This is a genomic window from Actinoplanes couchii (assembly GCF_016862075.1).
GTDB lineage: Bacteria > Actinomycetota > Actinomycetes > Mycobacteriales > Micromonosporaceae > Actinoplanes > Actinoplanes couchii.
Window position 1 is genome coordinate 37,316 of record NZ_BOMG01000096.1, and the last position, 20,659, is coordinate 57,974.

Below are 20,659 nucleotides of genomic sequence, written 5' to 3' on the forward strand. Positions count from 1 at the left end.
GGGCGGGCGAGCGGCTGGCATGATGCACGACTGTGTCGATGTCTCGCCGAGGTGTGCTCGGAGCCGGAATCACCGCCGCCACCGCACTGCTGACCGGATGTGATCGGGGTCCCGAGGGCCGTGCCGAGGGCATCGGGGACACCGGGGGCACCGGAGGGGGAACACCGGTCACCGCCGCCGCGCCTGCCGTGCCGTACGCCGCGCCGTTGAAAACCGTCCTCACCAGATATCTGAAACCCACCAAGGCCAACCCGAAACATCCGACGTACGCCGGGGCGACAGCCGTCGTCATGGTCGGCAACAAGGTGACCGCGACCGTCACGGTGGGGCACGCGCTGCGGTACGGCGCCGGACCGGTCCAGCTGCCCGCCGCCAAACGGGTGGCGATGCGCGCCGACTCGATCTTCGACCTGGCGTCGCTGACCAAGGTGTACACGTCGATCCTGCTGTTGCAGCAGGTCGACAAGGGTGTGGTCGATCTGGACGCGCCTGTCGCGCGGTACCTACCCGGGTTCACCGGCACCGGGAAGTCGAAGATCACCGTGCGAATGCTGCTCACCCACACCAGCGGCCTGCCGGTCGGCGCGACCGTCAAGGGGCTGCCGTCGCTGGCCGCCAAAAGGGCCCGTGTCCTGGCCACGCCGCTGGTGAAGGCAGCGACGCCCGGGACGGAGTACCGGTACTCCAGCGTCGGGTTGATGGTGGCCGCGCAGTTGGCCGAGAAGGTCACCGGCAAGTCCCTGGACGCGGCCCTGAAAGCCGGGGTGACCGGCCCACTGGGGTTGACCGGCACCGGTTTCCTGCCGCTGAAGTGGGTGACGAACAAGGCCCGGATCGCCGCCACCGACGCCCGCACATCCCGGGGTCTGCTGCGCGGTGTGGTGCACGACGACGTCGCCGCGCAGATGGGTGGGATCATCGGCAGCGCCGGGCTGTTCGGCACCGCCCGCGACGTGGCGGTCACCGGGCAGATGCTTCTCAACGGCGGCACCTACGGCGGGAAGCGGCTGCTGTCCGCGGCGATCGTCGCGGAGATGCTGACCAACCAGAACAAGGGGCTGCCCGCGGTGGACCCGGACCGTCCCGGCCGCCCGTCCGACCACGGCCTGGGCGTCACGCTGCGCCAGCCCTGGTTCATGGGCAAACTGTCGTCCCCGACGACGTTCGGCCACACCGGCTTCACCGGCACATCGTTGCTGGTGGACCCGAGCCGCCAGCTGGTGCTGGCCCTGCTGACCAACCGAGCCCACCCGAACTGGAGCTGGGCCAACCCCGACCCGATGCGCGCCGAGGTAGCGAACACCCTCACCAAATACCTGTGACAGCGTCCTGACGCCTGGTTTGGTAGACCCGGACATCTGACGGCGTTCGATGCCCCACCTGGAAAGCTAAGATCGCTCAGTGAGTGAAAACCACCGTCGAGTTCGTAGGGTCGTCGTCCTTTGACGCTTCACCGTGCCCTGACCGAGGTCGGCAATCCGCCGCTGCGGCCACTGCCCGCCGAGGTTGTCGACCTTCTTCTCTCCGTGAACGCGCCACCGCGGCTGGCAGCGCATCTACGTGCCGTCCATGATGTCGCCGCCCAAATCACGGCGTGGCTTGCCGATCACTACCCAGCCCTGACGATCGATCGTGACGCTGTTCTGTTCGGCGCCGCCACCCATGACATCGGCAAAACGGCGCATGCCGAGGAACTGTCCGGACCGGGCTCCCGGCACGAGCTGGCCGGGCAACGGCTGCTTCTCGACGCCGGCACCGATCCTTCCCTGGCACGCTTCGCCGCGACCCATGCCAGCTGGCAGACGGCGACCGTCACTCCCGAGGATCTGATCGTCAGCCTCGCCGACAAGATCTGGAAAGGCAAGCGCGTCCCCGACCTCGAACAACTCGTGGTCGATCAGCTTGCCGCAGCTTCGGGTCAGGAACCCTGGCAGGCCTTCCTCAACCTCGACGACCTGCTGAGCCACATCGCAGAGCACGCCGACGACAGGCTCGCCTTCCAGAACAGCTACGCCACCACGACCTATTGAGAACTCCCTACGGTCGAGACCTACCAGCTCACCACTGCGCCGCCCTTGGTGAGTGTCAGGTCGGCTCTGAGGTTCTTCCGTCGGGCGAGGAGGTCAAAAGGTCCGGTCAGTGCCGAACCAGAACCATAGGAAAGGCATGGTCAGCAGTGCGGCGGTCACCGCCATGAACAGCATCGGATTCAGCAGGCACGCAGCGCGGAGCCGATGCCACTGGCGCCGGTTGAGGAGCACAGCGGCGATCAGTAATGCTGTGCCGACAACAGCGATCTCCGCCACGGCGAATCGGGCTCCGACCGGGCCGTACGGCCGGACCACGTCGTCGCCGTTGGCCGCACGGATGTAGTAGGTGAGGGTGTCGAGGGCGGCGATCGGAAAGATCGCACACCAGCCGATGAACAGGTCGCCGGCCAGCCAGACCAGCATGCTCCGGAGCAAGCCTCATCGGTGAACCTTCACCGGCACGGTCACTGTGCTCCTCACGTCTCAACGGCTGGCAACCACCATGAACCATCCCGTCCGGGATTCGCCCCCGCCCGGGAGTTGGTCCAGTTTATATCGGCCGGCATCGCTACAGGCCAGCTCACCACGTCGCCCAAGGCCAACTACGGTGATGCCGACGATAATGGCGGCAGCGGTAGCGGCAAACCTCATCCGCGCAATGCCGGCGGCAGAAGAGGACGCTGCCCACCGCGCCGCACACAACCTCGCCGCGAGGGCCAAACCGCTAACCTGCATGGGCGACCTACCTAAGCCGAATTAAGCCCGCATTGGTGGCTCGAAAACCGCACATGCCCAGGTAGAAATGTTCGAGATGTGGTTCGAAGTCGACGTGCAGCCATTCGCATCCAGCTGCGCGGGCATCGTTAGCAGCAGCTTCGACGAGCCTGGTGCCGATACCCTGATGCCGGCGATCCGGATCGACCGCCGTGTCCAGGAGAAAAGCATGGGCACCACCGTCCCAGCAGACCTGAATGAACCCGACGAGCTGCCCAGCGTCGAACGCGCCGATCCACGTGAGCGCGTGTTCCTCCAGGCGTTGCGCCCACGGATGAACCTTGGCGAGGTCTCCGTCGAACGCGTGGGCATGCAACATGCTGAGCTGCCGGTCGTCAACAGCGAAACGGGGCACCAACTCAATCACCACGCAGGAAACGCTACCGCTATCATCGCCGGCCGCAGTTGGGCAGCCTGGCGGGAGCCGGACGTGGGCCTGTGCAACGTGCCTCATCGCGGCAAGGGAGTGTGTCCGTGCCACTGCTCATCTTCGAGCCATAATTGAGGGTGAAATGTCTACTTAAGCGGAAGCGAGCGCAATTGGCTGTTTCGGGCACAATTTTTGAGCCGTAGGATCCAGCAATAAGCCGAAAACCCTCGATAAAAGCATTCTATTGACGCACTCTTTTCGGCACGAGCGCGCGCTTGGCGAAGTTGGTGCGGGCGTTCGTCCAAGGCGTTTCTCTCGGCTGCCATGATGGGTGGATGCCGCTGTATGAGATGACTTCCGACGTTCTGGAGCCCATACCGTCTACGACCTTCGCGGCAGAACAGGTGTTGGAGCGGGCTGACCTGCAGCGGCTGCTCCGCGCACGGATCGACATGATCGTGGATGGTGTCCTGGTCGTGGCGGAAGAGTTCGGGGCGTTCACCGATGCTCGGCGCCGTATCGACCTTCTAGGGGTCGACCGCGGTGGCCGGCTGGTCGTCATCGAGCTCAAACGCACCAACGATGGCGGCCATGTGGAGCTACAGGCGCTGCGGTATGCCGCGATGGTGTCGGTCATGACATTTGACGACCTCGTCGAACATCACGAGCACTACCTTGCCCAGGTCGAACCCGAAGCAGTCGACGAGGCTCGTAGTCGGCTGGCGGACTTCCTCGAGGATGCTGGCGGCGAAGACACGGTACTGAGCCGGGAAGTACGCCTGGTCCTTGTGGCAGCCGGATTCGACCGCGAGATCACCACTACCGTTCTCTGGCTGACCGACGTGTATGGCCTCGACATCCGCTGCGTAAAACTCACGCCGTACAAGGTCGCCGAACGACTACTGCTGGATGTCCAACAGATCATTCCGCTACCTGAGGCCGGTGAATTGACCGTGCAGATCCGCCGGAAGCAGAACCAAGCCCGGGCGGCCAGCGGCGATGGCCGCGACTGGACTCAGTACGAGATCATCACGCCTTCAGGCCGCAGCGGGCCTCTACGCAAACGCTGGGCCGTGCTCACCATGGTGACAGCCCTGCACCAGGCAGGCATCACCGCACAACAGCTCACCACCGCCATCCCACGCTCACGGTTTCTACCCGTCGAGGGCGTGCTGAACGGTGAAGACCTAGCCAAGGCGTTCCTGGCGACATACCCCGGTTCCACCAAACGCCTCGGCCGCTGGTTTCTCGACGCGCCCCTGCATGATCAAGGAAGAACCTGGGTCGTCTCGAAGATGTGGGGCACAAACACCGAACCGGTCCTCGACCGGCTCACCTCCCTAGCGCCGAACGCCGAGTTCAGCTACGAGCCGCTGGAGCATGACGAGGCCTGAGCGGTTCAACATCACCGCGCCTATGACGCGACTCGCGGCAATTGGGTACGTTGATGGCCGCTGGCATGCGGGTTCCGGAAGGGCCCGTCATTGTCCGGAGTCAACGACGGCATGGCTTCATGAAAGTGGAAGGTCCAGGTATGGTTGCGTTCCTTTGAGCTGACACAAGAGCCGCTTCGCGCGATGCGGACCAAGCCCTTACATATTGCCTTTGTAGCTGGAGTACTCCCGTGACCGCACCAATCCCAGGTTTGCTCGGCTCCGCGGGGCCGGCTCAGTTCGAGTGGTTGGTCCACTTCTGCGGGCGGCCGAACCCTGCGGCCGTCACACCGACAGTGCCGCTTGCGATCCGCAATCAACAGCCGTGGCAGCGGCTGTTCAGCATTCTTTGGGAAGGGCAGATTCGCGGCTTCGCGCCGTTCGGCTCTGATTCGCCGATGGTGTGCCTGTCGGAGAGCCCGCTGGAGCATCTGCGGTGGCTCTTGTCGACTCGACAGTGGCCGCCATGGGGTCTGTTGCTAAGGCGGCAAACTGTTTACGACCTTGGCGGTGGACCGGTTTGGTATGCCCGCCCCGAGCAACTCGAAATGCTGCCAGCGGAGCTACGCGGTTGGACTGTGCGGTTTGAGACAGGCGTCAACCGGTCAGATTGGCTGCACGAGCGTGAGTGGCGGATCCCAGTGCCGCTAGCCAATCCCGTTCTGCCGCTTCCTGCCGACGCTGTTCCGGTGATCCTCGTAGGCGATCCGAACTGGCAACCCACCGCGCTGGTTTCCAGGACCATTTGCGTTGATGATTCAGGTATGCAGGTACAGCCTGGGCAGCTCGGCCATCCTCAGATGGTTGAGATGCTGGAACTGCCGCACCTGTGGACAGCCGCTGAACGGTGGTATTGGGATCCAGACCAACAGCAGATCCTGCAGATTCCGCGCTAGCCGAACGTAACGATACGCCGTCCTCAAGCCATAACCGCGGTCGATGGCCATCACCTATCGGTGCAGCAGACCCGACCGCTTGTTCAGCCATGCCTAATACACAAGCGAAACGACCGTGTCCCTGTAGGGCGATGGCGTCCGAGCCGCCTCGCGTGGGTGGGGACCGGGCAAGTGCGGGGCATTCGGAATGGCCAGACAGACCACGGCCAGGGCGAACCCATGTCGCCGGCAAACTCAACCTCGACTGATGCGATCCACCTGGCGGTTTGCTGGCCGGGCGACCCAACACGCAAGACGGACTTACGAACTTGCCGATCGCCATGGAGCGGCCGGGTCGGCGAGCGTATCGAGGATGACCTGGCACCATGTGCGGGCGGCACCTACTGCCATGTGGGCATGTCTTGTGTGCAGACCTGGGCGTCGCGCGGCGTGCCCTGTTCCCCAGCCCTCATTGCGGAGCTCGGCCAGACCGATGGCGATGCCCGAAAGGCCGCCAAGAATACGTTTAGTTGCATTGCTTCCGTCTGGTCCCGGCGCAACGGCTTGCGGGTGAAGGCCAAGCTTGCGCTGGGCGGTGTCGATGAGCCAGGGCAGCTTGACCGTCTTGTCGTCGAAGGCAACCCCGAGTTCGTCGAGCACGGTCTTGGCGGTTGCCTCGATCAGTTCTTTGCCCGACCCGATAGCTTGCGCGGGGTCAGTGCCGATCGCGCGGTCGATACGGTCGAATGAGTCAAGGATCATGTCGGGTTCACGCAACGTGTGAAGAGACTGCGGCACCCTGGATGCTGTGGCGATCGTGTTGTCCCGCGTGAAGGTCAATCGGCGGTCCCCGTCAAGAACGAAGTCGTGCCGGGTCAGGAACCTACGCGTGACTGCTAGAGCGTCATCGTCAAGTTCCTCAAGTAGGGTCTCATAGACTCGGAGCCCCCGCTTGACGTGATCAAGGTCTGCCCAGTCCACGTTGTCCTCGAACTCGTGCCAGAGACTGCGTCGCTGGCCGCTCTCGTCGTTCGGGTCCCCGGACGAGACGAAGCCCTGGTCCTCCCACATCGCTGAAATCAACCGTAGGACGCTGTAGTCCGAGCTGAGATCCCGAAAGTGCCGCCGAACTGGCCAGAATGCGAGGCTCTGTCTTGATGCCGGGTGACGGCCCCATGTCGTGAGGTTCTCCCCGAGCGATGACCGTCGCTCGGCACCCCGGAGGTTAGCACGCCACTGGCTGGCGCCCGCATGCCTTACCAGCGGCAACTGAGGGAGTTGACTAACGACCCGGGTTGGCACCCCAAATTGCCGGGTAGGAGGCTGCTTCTTGAGATTCTCCAAAGATATCCGATTGGCCAATGGTTGCGCCGGTCAAGCGATTGTAAAGACGACTGGTCTGCATCTCATTGAGATCACAAATTGCGTCACAGGCGATCCTCGCCGGCGAGATATCCAGGCCGGAATTTCTTGTGATCTCTGCCGATATCCGCGTTGAGCGCGGCAGGTGAGCGTGAGAAAGCCCGCTAGCAATCCTTCTGGCTTCTCCGTAAAAGTATTCGAAGACGGTCCTTATCATTATGCGCTGACCAACCTGCGAAGGTCGAACCTCGGCACCGTCTATAACGAAATACCAAGCCAGCTCCTTCATTGCTTCGACTGCAAGATTTAACCTATCGGGTCTGCGCATAGCCCAGGGATGTACACTGTCTCGAAATTCGAGACTGGTCCCTTTTATGCATTCGTGTACCATTCTAGCCGTAAACAATGAGAGTGCAACGTCCCGCTCGGAGGAACGCTTGAAGCTGCGGACGGGAAGATGCTTTTTCATACATCCCAAAGCCTCATCAAGAGCCTCGATTGCATTCGCATTTCCCTTTGATTCCCATTTTTTAGTCAGCCAAGCCGAAAATCGAATCAACGTCTCACCCTCTGATAATAGATCGGCGATCGGTATGACTCCAAGGCGGGCAAAGTCCTCAAGATCATGAACTGCGTAGGTGATGTCATCCGCCCAGTCCATGATCTCTGCTTCCATGCTACGAGGCGGTAGATCGCCTACGCTACTCCAGCTACCGAGAGGGGCTGCCGGGCCGCAGCACCATTCGAACATCTCACGATCGACTCGGTATGCACCCCATTTTTTACCGGCCTTCTTATGGCAGGGCTCTCTGAGCCACGGGTACTTCAAGACGGCCTGCAGCCCACCACGCGTGAAGTCAAGTCTTGACGCATCGTCTCTATAGTGCCCGGTGGGCCGCGTTAGAATTCGGAAGCCTTGAGCATTCCCCTCAAAAGAATCCAAGTCGTGGCTCTCCATAATATCCTGGAGTTCATCTTCGGCTGCATGGCCGAAAGGTGGATGACCAATATCGTGCGCCAATCCAGCAAACTCCGACATGTCAGGGTCAAGGTGCCGAGAGATGCGTAGCGATCGGCTGAGGAGACGACGTCGCGAATATCTTGATAAGAGATTATCGGCCAATCCTCTCGCAACTTGCCCAACTTTAAGACTATGCACTAGGCGACTGTGAAGCGATTGCCCCTCGTACGGTGAGACAACCTGCGTTATTCCGGCAAGTCGACGGAACGGCTCAGAGTATATCAGTCGGTCGCGATCGCGCCGAAATTCCGACCGCGTGTCTGATGCGCTTTTCGTGTTTCCGCTCCACCGCTCTGATCGCCGATCTTTGTGTCTCATTGGTTCTGCCAATCCGGAAAGCGAGATTACTGTCTCCTAATCGGCAGGTTATTCTTCAACCTTAGGAAGAGGCGATGCTGTGGCCGTAGTGACGTGAGTGAACCGGCAGGAGTTTTTCTTGACGCTCAACTCGGCAGATCAGTAAGTAGCGGATCGGCCGTCGCGAGGGCTGTCGACGGGACACGGGGCTGGTTTTCGGTGACGGGCGCATACGCCCGGCGGTCGCTGGGCGGTCCGGGTGGGGCGCATTGTTTGCGTTGACGGGGCAGGGCTGTTCGCCGGGCGTACAAAAAAGGTTAGATCTGGGACCATTGGGACGGGAGGACCAGGCGGAAACCGATCCCGCGGCGGTTTTCGATCCAGCGGGGGTCGCCGAGTTTGCGGCGGAGCGTGGCCACGTGGAAGTCCAGGGTTTTGCCGCGGCCGAAGAAGTTCGGTTCCCAGACCGTTCCCAGGATGCGGCGGCGGTCGACGACCGTGCCCGGCTGGGCTGCCAGCAGGGCCAGGAGCTGGTACTCCTTCGGGGTCAGCGGGAGTGTCTCGCCGTCGACGCTCGCCTGGCGGGCCCGGTCGTCGATGGTGAGGGATTCCAGGGAGCTGGCGCGGGTTGTGGCGCGGCGGCCGATCGCGCGCATCCGGGCGACCAGCTCGCGGGTGCTGAACGGCTTCGCCATGTAGTCGTCGGCGCCGATCTCCAGGCCCAGCACCCGGTCGGTGAGGTCGCCGCGGGCGGTCAGCATGATGATCGACACGTCGCTGACCTGACGCAGACGGCGACACACGTCGATGCCGTCGATGTCGGGCAGGCCCAGGTCCAGCAGCACGAAGTCGCCGAGCGGGGCCTTCAGCGCGTCCGCGCCGGTGCCCACCCGGGTGGTGACGATCCCGTAGCGACTGAGCCCTTCGGCCAGCGGCTCGGCGATCGACTCGTCGTCCTCAACCAGTAGAACCCGCATGCCACACCATACCGAGTAGGGTTGCGCGTGATCCGGCGCCTGCTCCTGACCTATCTGTCCCTCGCTCTGGTGGTGCTGACCGCGCTGGCGCTGCCGTTCGGGTACGTGTACCAGCGGGCTGAGGAACAGCACGCGATCAGTCAGCTGGAACACGACGCGGAGACCCTTGCCGCGTTCATCGACACCGCGCAGGGTGACGACGAGGACCACATTCCGGCGCTGCTCGGCGATGCGGCCCAGCGCTGGAGTGCGGAGATCTTCCTCGACGAGATCTCCCCCGCTCCACAGCCGGTGATCAGCGGCATCACCGACGGCACGATCTGGGTGTCGGTCCCGATTCATCCCGGAGAGCCCACCCAGGGCGCTTTGCGGGTACGGGTATCCAGTGAACCGTTGACCGCCCGCATCCACCAGTTCCGCTACCTGCTCGGCGGTGTCGGGGTGGCCGTGCTGACGGTCAGCGCCCTGATCGCCCTGGCCCTGGCCCGCTGGATCGGCCGCCCGGTCCGCGAGCTGGAGCGGGCCACCCGCAGTCTCGCCGACGGCGCCGCCACGCCCGCGCCCACCCTGAACGGACCGCCGGAGCTGCGCCGGCTGGCCGCCACGTTCAACACGACCGCGGCCCGGTTGCAGGAGTTGATCGCGGCGCAGCGTTCGTTCGTCGGCCACGCGTCGCACCAGCTTAAGACGCCGTTGACCGCGTTGCGGCTGCGGCTCGAGAACCTGGAGGACGACGTTCCCGCGGAAAGCGCCGGCACGTTGCGGGCGGCGGTCGTGGAAACCGACCGGCTGTCCGGGATGGTGGACACCCTGCTGGCGATGACCCGTACCGAACACAGCGCCCCCGCCACCGAGCCGGTGGCCGTCGACACCCTGGTCCACGCCCGGATCGCGGTGTGGCGGCCGGTCGCCGCGGACAAACAGGTGGATCTTTCGGTCAAAGGCGCTGCGGGTACGGTCGCGCAAGCCGTCCCCGGGGCCCTGGAGCAGATCCTGGACAACCTGCTGTCGAACGCGTTGAATGTGGCCCCGCCGTCCAGCACGGTCACCGTCTCGTGGGCGATCTCCGGTGCGGAGGTCAGCCTGCACGTGCTGGATGCCGGCCCCGGTCTGACGGCTGACCAGCGCGAACTGGCGTTACAGCCGTTCTGGCGGGCCCCGGAAGCCCCACGCGGCGGCACCGGCCTCGGTCTGGCCTTGGCCGCCAAGCTGGCCGAGGCCGGCGGCGGCGCCTTGCGCTTGGACGCCGCCCACCCGACCGGCCTGGACGCGGCCCTGACCCTCCCAGCAAGCGAGCGAACGCCATGACCGGGACGGCGGGATCAGCAGGCTCTGGCGCGATCAGCGTTATTGATCTTGGTGTCGGGTGTCTACGGGATTCGTATGCTGACCGTTGTGGAAGTGCCTACACGCGATGATGTCGACAGCTGGTGGCGGGCGGTGTCGACGGGCAGGTGCAGTCGAGAACAGGCTCACGCATGGTCCAAGCCTTGGGTCGAAGACGCGCCGGAACTGGTCAGCGACCCGATTACATCGATGGGCTTGCTGTGGCTTCACGGACTTGATCTGAGTGCGGGAGGGCCCGGATCCGCGCTCCTGCGACATGGCGGCGGTGATGGCCGTATCTACCTCCGGACGGACAGCGAGATGGCAGCGCTCCATCAGCAGTGGATTGCTGGTGCCGCAGCCTTCGACGCCGATCCAGCACACTGGCGTCGGGACCGCTTTGCTCAACTTCTCCAGACGGAGAATCGGGAACACGGACTTGAGCATGCGCGGAGACTTGCCGATCGCTTGATTGAGCGCCGGCATCTAACTGCCGCGCAAGCGGCGACGGTCTTGTCCGGGGCCGTGGACAACGATGGTTGGTGAGGGTCAGCAGCCCCAGTTGTCGACGAGTTTGATGCGGACGGTGCGCTGGCCGACGTAATCGCCGTCGCCGGTGAAGGCCCGGACGGTTCCGGTCAGCCGTTTGCGTTTGACGTCGTCGACGAATCCCTTGCTGACGCACCCGCCGTCGATCGAGACGGAGCTGTCGTAGGAGTAGGCCGGCTCGAAGACCTTCCCCCGTGAGGTCTTCACCGTCAGGTCGTACAGCACGGTATTGCGGTGGGGCGCTTCGAACCAGGCTTGAAGATAACCGTTTTTGCAGGTCCCTTTGTCGATCGTGAAGGTGGTGACCTCCAGGTTCTTGATGGGCTTGGATGATGCTTGGGCGGGCTGCGATCCCAGGGCCACCACCGCGAGCGCGGAACCGGTGACGAAGACCGTTCGGGAGATGTTTTTGATCATTGCCGTGCTCACTTTCGGGTGCGGTCAGTCGTAGATGCAGGGTGGGGGTGTGTGGCCGCTGATGTCGACCATCTGGTCCCAGATCCAGCCGTCTCCGGTCCAGTCCCAGTGGTCGTGGCCGTTCAGGCGCTGGCCTCGGACCGAGCAGTAGACGGTCACCGTCTCGTACGGGTAGATGGGGTAGAGCTTGGCGGAGCGGTCGGTCGGTTCGGCGTAGGCGTGGATCGGGCCGGGGTAGGCCAGGTCGGTCAGGGTGAAGGTGCCGTACGGTTCGTCGAATCCGTTGCCGTACGCCCGGTCGGTCTGTGGTTTGAGGTAGACCGTCTTGGTGGAGGCTCGGGGCTTTGCCGTGGGTTTGCCGGCCGGTGTGGTCGTCGGCGACGCGGACGGTGTGGGGGTGGCCACCGGTGCGACGACCGGCAGGATCGTCGCCGCGAGGGCGGGTGACGCCTGCACCTGAGTTTGGGAACGCTTTCCGTACAGGAATGCACCGGCGGCGATCCCGGCGGGTTGCCCGCCGGCAAAAGCTCACCCGTGCGGCGCGGCTCCCCTGAGGAACTGGTTCACGGCGGCGGCGGTCAGGTCGTCCAGCCGGGTCGCGTCGACGAGACCGTTGTTGATCAGCGTGGCGATGCCGTTCATCGTCGCGTAGAGGATCAGCCCGATCTCCTCGAACGGGCCCGCCCGCAGGACGTGCCGGTCCTGGCCCTCGCGGATCAGGTCGACGAGCGGGGCGAACGCGGTGTCGGCGGACCGGGACACCGGTGAGTCGCCCGGCCGGTGTTTGGCGGCGTTCATCAGCTCCAGCAGCGCCGGATTCTCCGTCGCGAAGTGGGCGAACGCCGATGCCGCCCGGCGCAGGCGCGGGGCGAATCCGTCGTCGCCGCTGGCGACCGCGGCCCGGATCCGCTCGCCGAGGCGGGTGTATCCGTTCTCCGCCAGGGCGTCGAGCAGGCTCTGCCGGTCGGGGAAGTGCCGGCGCGGGGCGGCGTGGCTGACGCCGATCTCCCGGGCCAGGTCGCGCAGGGAGAGTTGGGCCACGCCGTGGGCGCGCACGCTGCGGTCGGCGGCCGTCAGCAGGGCGGTGCGGAGGTCGCCGTGGTGGTACTGGCGCTGGTCGGGCGGCGTGCTCATGGTCGCCATCCTAGCCGAGATGTTGCCATTGACAACATAAGTAGTCGGTGACAACATCGCGGCCATGACTTCCACTGACACCGAACTGATCGTCGTCTCCGGCGCGTCGACCGGGATCGGCGCGGCCACCGCCCGGCAGCTCGCGGCCCGGGGCTACCACGTCCTCGCCGGAGTCCGCGACGACCGGGAAGCCGGCACGATCCGCGGGGAACGCATCGAACCGGTGCTGCTGGACATCACCGTCGGCGAACACGTCGACGCACTCGCGGCCCGCATCGCCGGGGATCCGGGGCGGCGGCCGTTGCGCGCGGTGATCAACAACGCCGGGATCGAGATCAACGCCCCGGTGGAGGTGCTGCCGCTCGACCTCTGGCGCGAACAGTTCGAGGTCAACCTGTTCGGGCACATCACCGTCATCCAGGCACTGCTGCCGGCGCTGCGGCGCAGCCGGGGCCGAGTCGTCAACATCAGTTCGGTCGGTGCGGAGGCAGTTCTTCCGATCTACGGGGCGTACGCCGGCAGCAAGGCCGCGTTCGAGTCCGCCAGCGACGCGCTGCGCCGGGAGGTGTCCGCGCAGGGCATCCAGGTGGTGATCGTCCAGTCCGGCGGTGTACGGACCCCGATGGCCGACCACAGCGGGCCGCGATCCCTGGAGATCGCCGCCGGTATGAACGCCGAGCACACCGGCCTCTACGGCGAGCTGATCTCCTCGACGGTGCGGTTCCAGTCGGCGTTCCTGAAACGCGCGATCACCGCCGAGAAGGCGGCGGCCCGGATCGTCCGGATCACCACGACCAGGCGGCCGCGCGCCCGCTACAGCCTCGGCCCGGACGCGGCGATCACCCTGCCGCTCAACCGCTTCCTGCCCACCCGGCTGATGGACCGGGCCCTCTCCTGAACCGGGGTGGCCTCACATCCGGGGCAGAGCTGCCGATGGTGACAGAGTGGTGGCCCGGCTGGTTCTGATGCTGCGGGTGGTGATGCTCGTACTGGCCGCCGGGGTCGTCGCCGGGCGGTTGACCGGGGTCGACTCATGGGTTCTGGACGCTGCCACTCCCCTGGCGTACGGCTGCGTGGTCCTGCTTCTGGCCTTGCGGGTGTGGTTCGTGCGCACCCAGCGGCTGGTCTGGGCAGCGTTCGGGCTGGGACTGTGCTCCTCGATCGCCGGGACGGTGTACGCCGCGGTCAACAACGTCGCCGATGTCCGGGACTCGACCTGGGCCGACGTCGGGTGGCTGGGGTTCTTCCCGTTCGCGTTCGCCGGGCTGCTCCTGCTGCTGTCGGATCGGGTGCCGAGCCGGCGTACCGCACTGGACGGCACCATCACCGGGCTGGGCGGCGCGGCGGTCTTCTCGGCGATCGTGCTGGACGGCCTGATCGGGGTGACCACCGCCGACGGCATCGTCACCCTCGCCTATCCGGTCGCCGACGCGGTGCTGTTCGGCACCCTGGCCGCGCAGTGGGCGCTGGGTTTCTGGAGCGGCCTCACCAGCACCATGATCATGGGCGGGATCTCCCTGTCGATCATGGCGGACACCGTCTACGCCGCCACCGACGGCCGGGTGCCGCTCCCCGCCGGACTGATCGACGTCCTCTACCTGGGCGGCATCATGCTGCTGGGCCTGGCCGCCTGGCGACAACCCGGCCCGGTACGCCCGGACCACGACCGGGATCCGTACCGGGTGGCGATCTGGCTGGCCGGTGGCGCCCTGACGGTGCTGCTGGTGGCCAGTCAGACGCCGCTGTCGGAGTTCACCGTGATCCTGGCCGGGCTGACCCTGGTCGCCGGGATGGCCCGGATGGGCATCACCGTCCGGGAGCTGGAGGCGGTCGGCCGGGAACGGTACCGGGAGGCCCGCCGGGACGCGCTCACCGGCCTGGCCAACCGGCGGGCCGTACTGGAGCGCCTGGACCGGCTCGGCCGGCGGCCGGTCGCCCTGATGCTGCTGGACCTGGACCGGTTCAAGCAGGTCAACGACGTCCACGGCCATCAGGCCGGCGACGACCTGCTGGTTCAGGTGGCGGCCCGGCTGGCCGAGGTGTCCCGCGCCGGCACCCTGGTCGGCCGGCTCGGCGGCGACGAGTTCGTGCTGGTCGTCGAGGACGACGACGTCGGCCCGGAGGCGGTGGCCGCCATCGCCCGGCGCGTCCGCGACCGCCTGCGCGACACCTACCGGCTGACCGGCACGGACGGCCCGGTCACCGCCGGCATCGACGTGAGCATCGGCATCACCATCCGCGACGACGCGAACCCCGAGGCCCTCCTGCACGACGCCGACCTGGCGATGTACCAGGCCAAACGCGCGGGCGGTGGGCACGTGCTGCACATGCCCGGCCAGCCGGTCGCCCCGGCTCTCCCACCCACCGCGCGGGAATCCCTCCTGGACCGCTGACTCAAGGTCGGAGCGGTTCACCGATGAGTTCGGCCGGGCCGGTGAGTCTGACTTTGTGAAGCTGTCTACGGAGAAGGAGATGTCGGTCATGGCGATGCCACCCGTTGTCGATCAGGAGACCTGGCGCGAGCAGCTGGACGCCCTGCGCGTCCGCGAGAAGGCGGCCACCCGGGAACTCGATGCGATCGCCGCGCAGCGGCGGAAGTTGCCGATGGTGCGCATGCCCGAATACACCCTGGTCGGGGCGGAGGGGCCGGTGCGGCTGGCTGACATCTTCCACGGCCGGTCGCAGCTGATCGTCTACCACCACATGTGGCACCCGGGCGCCGAGTGGCAGTGCGGGGGCTGCACCAGCCTCACTGCGGTGTTCACCCGGCTGGGCTTCCTCGAGAACTACGACGCGCGCTTCGTGATCGTGACGCAGGGGCCGATCGACGAGGCCCTCGCGTACGCCGACCGCGTCGGTAACAGGATGACCTGGTACTCCACCGCCGACAGCCCGTTCGGCGCCGACGTCGACGCCCCGGCCGGCGGCGGCTTCGCCGTGAACGTCTTCCTCCGCGACGGCGACACGGTCTATCGCACCTGGCACACCGCGGGCCGCGGCACGGAACAGCTCACCTATACGTTCGCCCTGGTCGACCTGCTGCCCTTCGGCCGGCAGGAGGAGTGGCAGGACTCCCCGGCCGGCTGGCCGCAGTCGCCGGCCTACAGCGGCTGGCTCGACTCGCCCGACGTCGCCCGCCTGTACGGCCCCGGAAAGTAGCTCCATCATGGACCGGTGATCGATGAACTGGCGGCTTTTGCCGTTGCCGCGATGCCGGGGCTGATCGAGCGGATTCCGGCTGCGCCCGCCCGGCTGCTGGGCCGGATCGGGGCGCCGGAGGACCCGGTCTCGCCGGCGGCCCGGTGGCCGTCGGCGGTGCCTGTGTCGCCGCGGTTCGGGCCGCGTGGTGAGGAGGCTGCGGCGGTCCGGGCTCTGCGGTCGTTCGGGCCGATGACGACCGAGCGGCTGCTGGGCGCGCTCGAACTGTTCCTGGCCGGTCCGGAAGGGGCCGGTTGGAGTTCCGCGCCGGGCCTGGCCGACGGGGTGAGCGGGCCACCACCCGGCGGGCAGATCATGGTCGGCACCGTGCGCGGTGGTGACCAGCAGAGCGAAGCCGTGGAGGCCGCGGCTCTGCTGGATCGGTTGTACCCGGGTGCCGCCGATCGCACGGCTGCTCTGACGCAGGCCGTCGCCGGCGACCCGGCCGTCGCGGCCCTGCTCACCGCGATGCCGGACGGCGCCGATGAAGCCGCCCTCGCCGCCCGGCACGGGGCCGTGCACCTCGCCCTGGCGATCACGGTTGCGGGTAGCGTCATCGAGCAGGTGGGGCCGTTTCCGATCATCGACCGGGTTCCGGCCACGGTCGGGCTGGCTACGGGTGTCGCCGCGTTGCTGCTGCGTGACCTGCCGATGCCCCGGGAGTATGCGGCGGCTTTCCTGGCCAAGATCCGCGCCGAGTACCTGTTTCCCCGGCACAGCCACACCCAGGCCGCCGTGGCGGGTCACCGTTTCGCGCTGACCGAGAACGGGACCTGCCCGGACGCTGACTTCTCCGGCAACGGGCTGGCCGCGGCCGTCGACGGTGGTGTGGTGATCCGTACCGGCGTGGGGGAAGGTTCCGTCCGTGTCGAGGCGGTCGTGCTGGCCGAAGCGCCCGCCGAGGTGGAGGAGCACTGGCCGGACGTCGTCGAGGTCAGCTGGCACGCCGAGACGGGCCTGGCGTCGTTGAGAGAAGCCACCGGGCGGGCCGGCCCGACCCCGCCCTGGCCCGGCGACTACCGGGTGCGGGTGCACGCTCGTGGCCGCGACGACGGGGACGCCGCCTACGAGAGCTACCGGCTGGTCGTGTGGGCCGCGCCCGCCGCACCACCGATCGTGCACCGGAGCTTCGACCGGCTCGGTCACCGGCTGCGGGGCGAACCCGAACCGGTCCGGGCGGTGCCGCCGCAACACGCCTACCGCTGGGTGCAGCGCACCGCGCTGACCGTCGCCGCGACGGTGACCGTGGTGACCGGTACCCCGTTCGCCGAGGTGCTGCGGGCCTTCGGCGCCGACCCGGACCAGCCGGAGCCGTTCGACCGGACGGAGATGGAACCGGACTGGATCACCGCACTGGACACCGGGGACGCGGTGGTGGTCGTGGAGTTCAACGGCTACTACGGTTCCCGGGCACCGGTGTTGCAGGCGGCGTCCGGGCGGGGGCGGGCGGCCAGCATGTTCTGGAACGTCAACGCCGTCACCCGGCTGTCGTTCGCCGAGCGTGGCGAGCTGCTGGCCGGTTTCGAGCCGATGGGTGGCGAGTCGGCCCCGCCGAAGGTCGCCGAGTGCCTGGCCGGTATCGATTTCGGCGAGCTCGGCGACCGTACCGAGAAGGGGCTGGTGGCGGTGGAGCGTTTCACCGGTCACGTCTTCACCGCCGACGAACTGGCCGCGATCGAGGCCGCTGGAAGCGGTTACCGGGTCAAGCAGGAGAAACAGCGCTGAAGAGCGGGGTGAGCAGCTGGACGCCGAAGCCGGTGCCGCCTTGGGCGTCGCCGAACAGGGCGGCCATCCGCGGGCCCAGGGCGAGGACCGCACCGTGGGTGAGCGTCGCGACGTCCACCAGTGGGCAGAACGCGCGCACGTGCAGGTCCGGCGCGACCTCGGGAAGCATCGCCCTGGCGTGCAGGATCGCCGCCACCGGTGAGTACGGCGGCACAGCGGGCGGCGGTCACGACGTGAGTTCCTCCGCCCGGGCCCGGCAGGCCACCACCGCCGACTCGAACAGACCACCCAGGTCACCGGCTTCGAAGGTCTCGACGGCGCGCTGGGTGGTGCCGTTCGGGCTGGTGACCTTGCGGCGCAGGTCGGCCGGGTCCTCGCCGGTCTCGGCGAGGAGTTCGACCGCGCCGCGGAACACCTGCTGGGCCAGCACCAGGGCGGTGTCCGGGTCGAAGCCCTGCCCGATCGCCGAGTCGCGGAGCTTCTCGACGAGCAGGAAGACGTACGCGGGCCCGGAACCGGCGACGGCGGTGACGCTGTTGAACCGGTCCTCGGGCACCTCGACGACCTCGCCGAGACCGGCCAGCAGGTCGCGGACCTGCTGGAAGACGCCGGCCGGGACGTGGGGTGCCGGGACCAGCCCGACCACCCCACGGCCGACCGCGCTCGGCGTGTTGGGGGTGCACCGCAGAACGTGCACCCCCTCGGCGAGCGCGGCGGTCATCGTGTCGACCCGGGTGCCGGTCGCGGCGGACAGCACCGCCGTGCCGGGCCGGATCGACGCCGAGAGATCGGCGAGAACCTCGGCCATCTGGTACGGCTTGACCGCCAGGATCACCACGTCGGCGTCGCGGACCGCGGTGTGCGCGGCCTCCGGGTCGGTCTCCAGCGAGGTGGCGACCGTGCCGGCCGGGAGTGCGCCGGCAGCGGTCGACGCGGCTCCGGCGGTACTGCGGTTCACCGTGGTGACGGAGGTGAACGCGGTGCCGGACCGGGCCCAGCCGGACAGCATGGCCCGGGCGATCGACCCGGCGCCGACCACGGCGAGACGTGGGCCGGTCATCGGACCACGAGACCGTTCTGGATCACCGTGCGGTCCCGGTCGCGGTCGGCGATGACGTCGATGTCGGTGAACGGGTCGCCGGACCAGACCACCAGGTCACCGGCGGTCCCGATGGCGAGCCGGCCGAGGTCGTCGCGGCCCAGCAGGGTGCTGTTGCCGCCGGTGACGGCCCGCAGCGCGGCCAGGGCGCCGACCGCCTCCTTGATCAGGCGGACGCCGACGAGCTGCTCGGAGACCAGGTCACCCATGTTGTCCGAGCCGAAGCCGACGGTGACCCCGGCTTCCAGGGCGTACCGGACGGCGTCGCCTCCGGCGTGCAGCACCTCGCGGTTCTTCTGCTGGGCCACCTCGGACAGGCCGAGCTGGGCGCCGAGGCGGTCCATCGCGTCGTACGCGCCCAGGGTCGGCACCAGCACCGCGTCGTGTTCGGCCATCAGCCGGGCGGTCGGCGCGTCGAGCAGGTTGCCGTGTTCGATCGAGCGCACCCCGTTGACCACCGAGTGGACAATCGCCTCCGGGGAGTAGGCGTGCGCGGCCACGTAGCTGCCGCGACGCCGGGCCTCGTCGGTGACCGCGGTGATCTCCGCCGCCGAGTACTGCGGCACGGCGATCGGGTCGACGGGCGACACCACACCGCCCGAGGTCATCAGCTTGATCGCGTGCGCGCCGTGCCGGAACCGGTCGCGCACCGCCACCCGCAGGGCTTCGACACCGTCGACGACCTCGACGGCGCAACCGTCGTGGCAGGCCGAGTCGTCGCCGGCGCCGCGGTAGTCGCCGTGCCCACCGGTCTGGCTCAGTGCCGCCCCGGTGAAGAAGTACCGCGGCGACACGATGACACCCTCGTCGATGGCCCGGGCCAGGCCGGCGTCGCCGCCGGCCGGGTCGCGCACCGTGGTGAACCCGCGGTGCAGGGCGTCGCGCAGCCGGTGCTGGGCCCGCAGGGCCACGTAGCTGCGGGGCGCTTTCTCGATCGGCCCGGATTCCAGGGAGATCGCGTAGGCGTGGAAGTGCGCGTCGATCAGTCCCGGGGTGACCACGGCGCCGCGCGCGTCGACGGTGCGGACGCCGGCCCCCGTGGCGACGTCACCGATCTCCCGGACGACGCCGTCGACGATCCGGATCGAGCCCTCGGTCAGTTCCTCGGTGTGGCCGTCGAAGATCCGTGCGTTGCGGACGATCAGGTCGCCACCGCTCACGCCGTCACCCCGTTCCGCCGGTCCGTGGTGGCGCCGCCGGAGCAGGCCGGGATCGGGTCGGGTGACGCGCGAGGGGTCCGCCGCCGGGTGAGCAGAGTACGGATCACGGTGACCTCCGGATGGTGACTGCCGAACACTACGGTGTGACATTTCACTAGGACAAGAGCTTTCACAGTTGACACGTCCGGCGGCCCGGAGGCGGACAGGTTGACCGTCAGGTTACGTTCTGCGCCTTCGCCGGCCCGGCCCAACGGCCCCTGACCTGCGCGATGTGGTTGACCATCAGCTCCTGGACAGCCGCCGGCTCGTTACGCTCGACAGCGTCCAGAATCGTGTGGTGCTCGCGCGCCGAGGCCTCCAGCTCACCGCTCTCGTACAGCGCGGCCAGCCCGTACAGCCGGGTCCGGCCCCGCAGACCGGAGATCAGCGAACAGATCCGCTGATTGCCCGCATAGTCCAGCAGGCGCAGATGAAAAGCCCGGTCGGCTTCGGTGTACGCCACCAGATCACCCTCCCGGGCACCGGCGACGATGGCCTCGGCCATTTCCCGCAGCATCGGCATGTCACCGGCCGGGATGATCGGCGTGACCCGGGCCATCAACGGCGGCTCGATGAGCATCCGCAGCTCGGTGATCTCGTCGAGGTCGCCCTCGTCGATCGCGGTGACCCGGAAACCCTTGTTCCGCACCGTCGTGACCAGGTTCTCCCGCACCAGATCCAGCATCGCCTCACGCACCGGAGTCGCCGAGACGTTGAAGCGCGCGCCGAGACTGGGCGCGGAGTACACCGCCCCCGGCTCCAGCTCACCGGAGATGATCGCGGCCCGGAGCGCCCGGGTCACCTGCTCACGCAGACTCACCTTCTCGAATTGCTGGATGCTGGTCCTCTTCGATGGCACGTTCGCTCCCCACT

General features: G+C 67.1%; 21 protein-coding genes. 9 read left to right on the forward strand and 12 right to left on the reverse strand.

What is annotated here, in order from left to right:
• The first annotated feature begins 38 nt into the window (after positions 1 to 38).
• Together Aco03nite_RS38215 and Aco03nite_RS38220 are read left to right on the forward strand one after the other, a co-directional pair.
• Entirely contained in the window at positions 39 to 1,322 is a 1,284-nt protein-coding gene (locus Aco03nite_RS38215) for a serine hydrolase domain-containing protein (protein WP_203805262.1), read from the forward strand.
• Between the two features lie 120 nt (positions 1,323 to 1,442).
• On the forward strand, positions 1,443 to 2,030 hold the full coding sequence (locus tag Aco03nite_RS38220; protein ID WP_203805264.1) for an HD domain-containing protein: 588 nt from the start codon (positions 1,443 to 1,445) through the stop codon (positions 2,028 to 2,030).
• A 93-nt stretch (positions 2,031 to 2,123) separates the two neighbouring features.
• Here Aco03nite_RS38220 and Aco03nite_RS38225 read toward each other — a convergent pair whose 3' ends face one another.
• Complete coding sequence (locus Aco03nite_RS38225) at positions 2,124 to 2,453, reverse strand: hypothetical protein (protein ID WP_203805266.1); 330 nt, start codon at positions 2,451 to 2,453, stop codon at positions 2,124 to 2,126.
• Positions 2,454 to 2,772: 319 nt separating this feature from the next.
• Entirely contained in the window at positions 2,773 to 3,174 is a 402-nt protein-coding gene (locus Aco03nite_RS38230) for a GNAT family N-acetyltransferase (protein WP_239145780.1), read from the reverse strand.
• Positions 3,175 to 3,509: 335 nt separating this feature from the next.
• Here Aco03nite_RS38230 and Aco03nite_RS38235 point away from each other — a divergent pair, with 335 nt between their 5' ends.
• Both Aco03nite_RS38235 and Aco03nite_RS38240 read left to right on the forward strand, forming a co-directional pair.
• Positions 3,510 to 4,568 carry a PDDEXK family nuclease gene (locus Aco03nite_RS38235; protein WP_203805268.1) on the forward strand — a complete coding sequence of 353 codons (1,059 nt, stop codon included), beginning with the start codon at positions 3,510 to 3,512 and terminating at the stop codon, positions 4,566 to 4,568.
• A gap of 230 nt (positions 4,569 to 4,798) precedes the next feature.
• Positions 4,799 to 5,503 (forward strand): hypothetical protein, encoded by a 705-nt coding sequence (locus Aco03nite_RS38240; protein ID WP_203805270.1) that lies wholly within the window; start codon positions 4,799 to 4,801, stop codon positions 5,501 to 5,503.
• 300 nt (positions 5,504 to 5,803) lie between these two features.
• Here Aco03nite_RS38240 and Aco03nite_RS38245 read toward each other — a convergent pair whose 3' ends face one another.
• The 3 genes from Aco03nite_RS38245 to Aco03nite_RS38255 form a co-directional block, all read right to left on the reverse strand.
• A complete protein-coding gene (locus Aco03nite_RS38245; RefSeq protein WP_203805272.1) occupies positions 5,804 to 6,565 on the reverse strand; it encodes an abortive infection family protein in 762 nt (253 codons plus the stop codon).
• Between the two features lie 199 nt (positions 6,566 to 6,764).
• Positions 6,765 to 8,183 (reverse strand): deoxyguanosinetriphosphate triphosphohydrolase family protein, encoded by a 1,419-nt coding sequence (locus tag Aco03nite_RS38250; protein WP_203805274.1) that lies wholly within the window; start codon positions 8,181 to 8,183, stop codon positions 6,765 to 6,767.
• A 296-nt stretch (positions 8,184 to 8,479) separates the two neighbouring features.
• Positions 8,480 to 9,139: a response regulator transcription factor gene (locus tag Aco03nite_RS38255; protein ID WP_203805276.1), complete on the reverse strand. Its 660-nt coding sequence runs from the start codon at positions 9,137 to 9,139 to the stop codon at positions 8,480 to 8,482.
• A gap of 27 nt (positions 9,140 to 9,166) precedes the next feature.
• Here Aco03nite_RS38255 and Aco03nite_RS38260 point away from each other — a divergent pair, with 27 nt between their 5' ends.
• The gene (locus tag Aco03nite_RS38260; protein ID WP_239145789.1) at positions 9,167 to 10,447 is read left to right on the forward strand and encodes a sensor histidine kinase; all 1,281 of its coding nucleotides are present in this window, start codon (positions 9,167 to 9,169) and stop codon (positions 10,445 to 10,447) included.
• 567 nt (positions 10,448 to 11,014) lie between these two features.
• Here Aco03nite_RS38260 and Aco03nite_RS38265 read toward each other — a convergent pair.
• The 3 genes from Aco03nite_RS38265 to Aco03nite_RS38275 all read right to left on the reverse strand — a co-directional run bounded on the left by Aco03nite_RS38265 (position 11,015) and on the right by Aco03nite_RS38275 (position 12,565).
• A complete protein-coding gene (locus tag Aco03nite_RS38265) occupies positions 11,015 to 11,443 on the reverse strand; it encodes a hypothetical protein (protein WP_203805280.1) in 429 nt (142 codons plus the stop codon).
• Between the two features lie 12 nt (positions 11,444 to 11,455).
• Complete coding sequence (locus Aco03nite_RS38270) at positions 11,456 to 11,887, reverse strand: hypothetical protein (RefSeq protein ID WP_203805282.1); 432 nt, start codon at positions 11,885 to 11,887, stop codon at positions 11,456 to 11,458.
• Between the two features lie 72 nt (positions 11,888 to 11,959).
• Positions 11,960 to 12,565 carry a TetR/AcrR family transcriptional regulator gene (locus Aco03nite_RS38275; RefSeq protein ID WP_203805284.1) on the reverse strand — a complete coding sequence of 202 codons (606 nt, stop codon included), beginning with the start codon at positions 12,563 to 12,565 and terminating at the stop codon, positions 11,960 to 11,962.
• A 64-nt stretch (positions 12,566 to 12,629) separates the two neighbouring features.
• Between Aco03nite_RS38275 and Aco03nite_RS38280 the strand changes: the two genes are divergently transcribed.
• Genes Aco03nite_RS38280 through Aco03nite_RS38295 form a run of 4 tightly spaced genes read left to right on the forward strand, consistent with a single transcriptional unit; the run spans position 12,630 to position 17,488 of the window.
• Positions 12,630 to 13,463, forward strand: a complete 834-nt coding sequence (locus Aco03nite_RS38280; RefSeq protein ID WP_203805286.1) for an SDR family NAD(P)-dependent oxidoreductase — start codon at positions 12,630 to 12,632, stop codon at positions 13,461 to 13,463.
• A 49-nt stretch (positions 13,464 to 13,512) separates the two neighbouring features.
• The gene (locus Aco03nite_RS38285; protein WP_203805288.1) at positions 13,513 to 14,958 is read left to right on the forward strand and encodes a GGDEF domain-containing protein; all 1,446 of its coding nucleotides are present in this window, start codon (positions 13,513 to 13,515) and stop codon (positions 14,956 to 14,958) included.
• Between the two features lie 55 nt (positions 14,959 to 15,013).
• Positions 15,014 to 15,724: a DUF899 domain-containing protein gene (locus tag Aco03nite_RS38290; RefSeq protein ID WP_203805290.1), complete on the forward strand. Its 711-nt coding sequence runs from the start codon at positions 15,014 to 15,016 to the stop codon at positions 15,722 to 15,724.
• 15 nt (positions 15,725 to 15,739) lie between these two features.
• Positions 15,740 to 17,488, forward strand: a complete 1,749-nt coding sequence (locus Aco03nite_RS38295) for a DUF6461 domain-containing protein (protein WP_203805292.1) — start codon at positions 15,740 to 15,742, stop codon at positions 17,486 to 17,488.
• On the opposite strand, the gene Aco03nite_RS38300 is transcribed toward Aco03nite_RS38295, so the two are convergent.
• The 4 genes from Aco03nite_RS38300 to Aco03nite_RS38315 all read right to left on the reverse strand — a co-directional run bounded on the left by Aco03nite_RS38300 (position 17,466) and on the right by Aco03nite_RS38315 (position 20,645).
• On the reverse strand, positions 17,466 to 17,702 hold the full coding sequence (locus Aco03nite_RS38300; protein WP_203805294.1) for a hypothetical protein: 237 nt from the start codon (positions 17,700 to 17,702) through the stop codon (positions 17,466 to 17,468). The genes Aco03nite_RS38295 and Aco03nite_RS38300 overlap by 23 nt on opposite strands.
• Before the next feature lie 12 nt (positions 17,703 to 17,714).
• Entirely contained in the window at positions 17,715 to 18,548 is an 834-nt protein-coding gene (gene proC, locus Aco03nite_RS38305) for a pyrroline-5-carboxylate reductase (RefSeq protein WP_203805296.1), read from the reverse strand.
• A complete protein-coding gene (locus tag Aco03nite_RS38310) occupies positions 18,545 to 19,747 on the reverse strand; it encodes a metal-dependent hydrolase family protein (RefSeq protein WP_239145781.1) in 1,203 nt (400 codons plus the stop codon). The genes proC and Aco03nite_RS38310 overlap by 4 nt, the downstream gene beginning before the upstream one ends.
• 214 nt (positions 19,748 to 19,961) lie before the next feature.
• Positions 19,962 to 20,645 carry a GntR family transcriptional regulator gene (locus Aco03nite_RS38315; protein ID WP_203805300.1) on the reverse strand — a complete coding sequence of 228 codons (684 nt, stop codon included), beginning with the start codon at positions 20,643 to 20,645 and terminating at the stop codon, positions 19,962 to 19,964.
• Between the last annotated feature and the right edge of the window lie 14 nt (positions 20,646 to 20,659).

Excerpts from the sequence above, each read along its gene's own strand:
- Aco03nite_RS38215 (WP_203805262.1), top strand. The coding sequence starts at position 39 with ATGTCTCGCCGAGGTGTGCTCGGAGCCGGAATCACCGCCGCCACCGCA.
- Aco03nite_RS38225 (WP_203805266.1), bottom strand. The coding sequence starts at position 2,453 with ATGCTGGTCTGGCTGGCCGGCGACCTGTTCATCGGCTGGTGTGCGATC.
- Aco03nite_RS38235 (WP_203805268.1), top strand. The coding sequence starts at position 3,510 with ATGCCGCTGTATGAGATGACTTCCGACGTTCTGGAGCCCATACCGTCT.
- Aco03nite_RS38250 (WP_203805274.1), bottom strand. The coding sequence starts at position 8,183 with ATGAGACACAAAGATCGGCGATCAGAGCGGTGGAGCGGAAACACGAAA.
- Aco03nite_RS38255 (WP_203805276.1), bottom strand. The coding sequence starts at position 9,139 with ATGCGGGTTCTACTGGTTGAGGACGACGAGTCGATCGCCGAGCCGCTG.
- Aco03nite_RS38275 (WP_203805284.1), bottom strand. The coding sequence starts at position 12,565 with ATGAGCACGCCGCCCGACCAGCGCCAGTACCACCACGGCGACCTCCGC.
- Aco03nite_RS38280 (WP_203805286.1), top strand. The coding sequence starts at position 12,630 with ATGACTTCCACTGACACCGAACTGATCGTCGTCTCCGGCGCGTCGACC.
- proC (WP_203805296.1), bottom strand. The coding sequence starts at position 18,548 with ATGACCGGCCCACGTCTCGCCGTGGTCGGCGCCGGGTCGATCGCCCGG.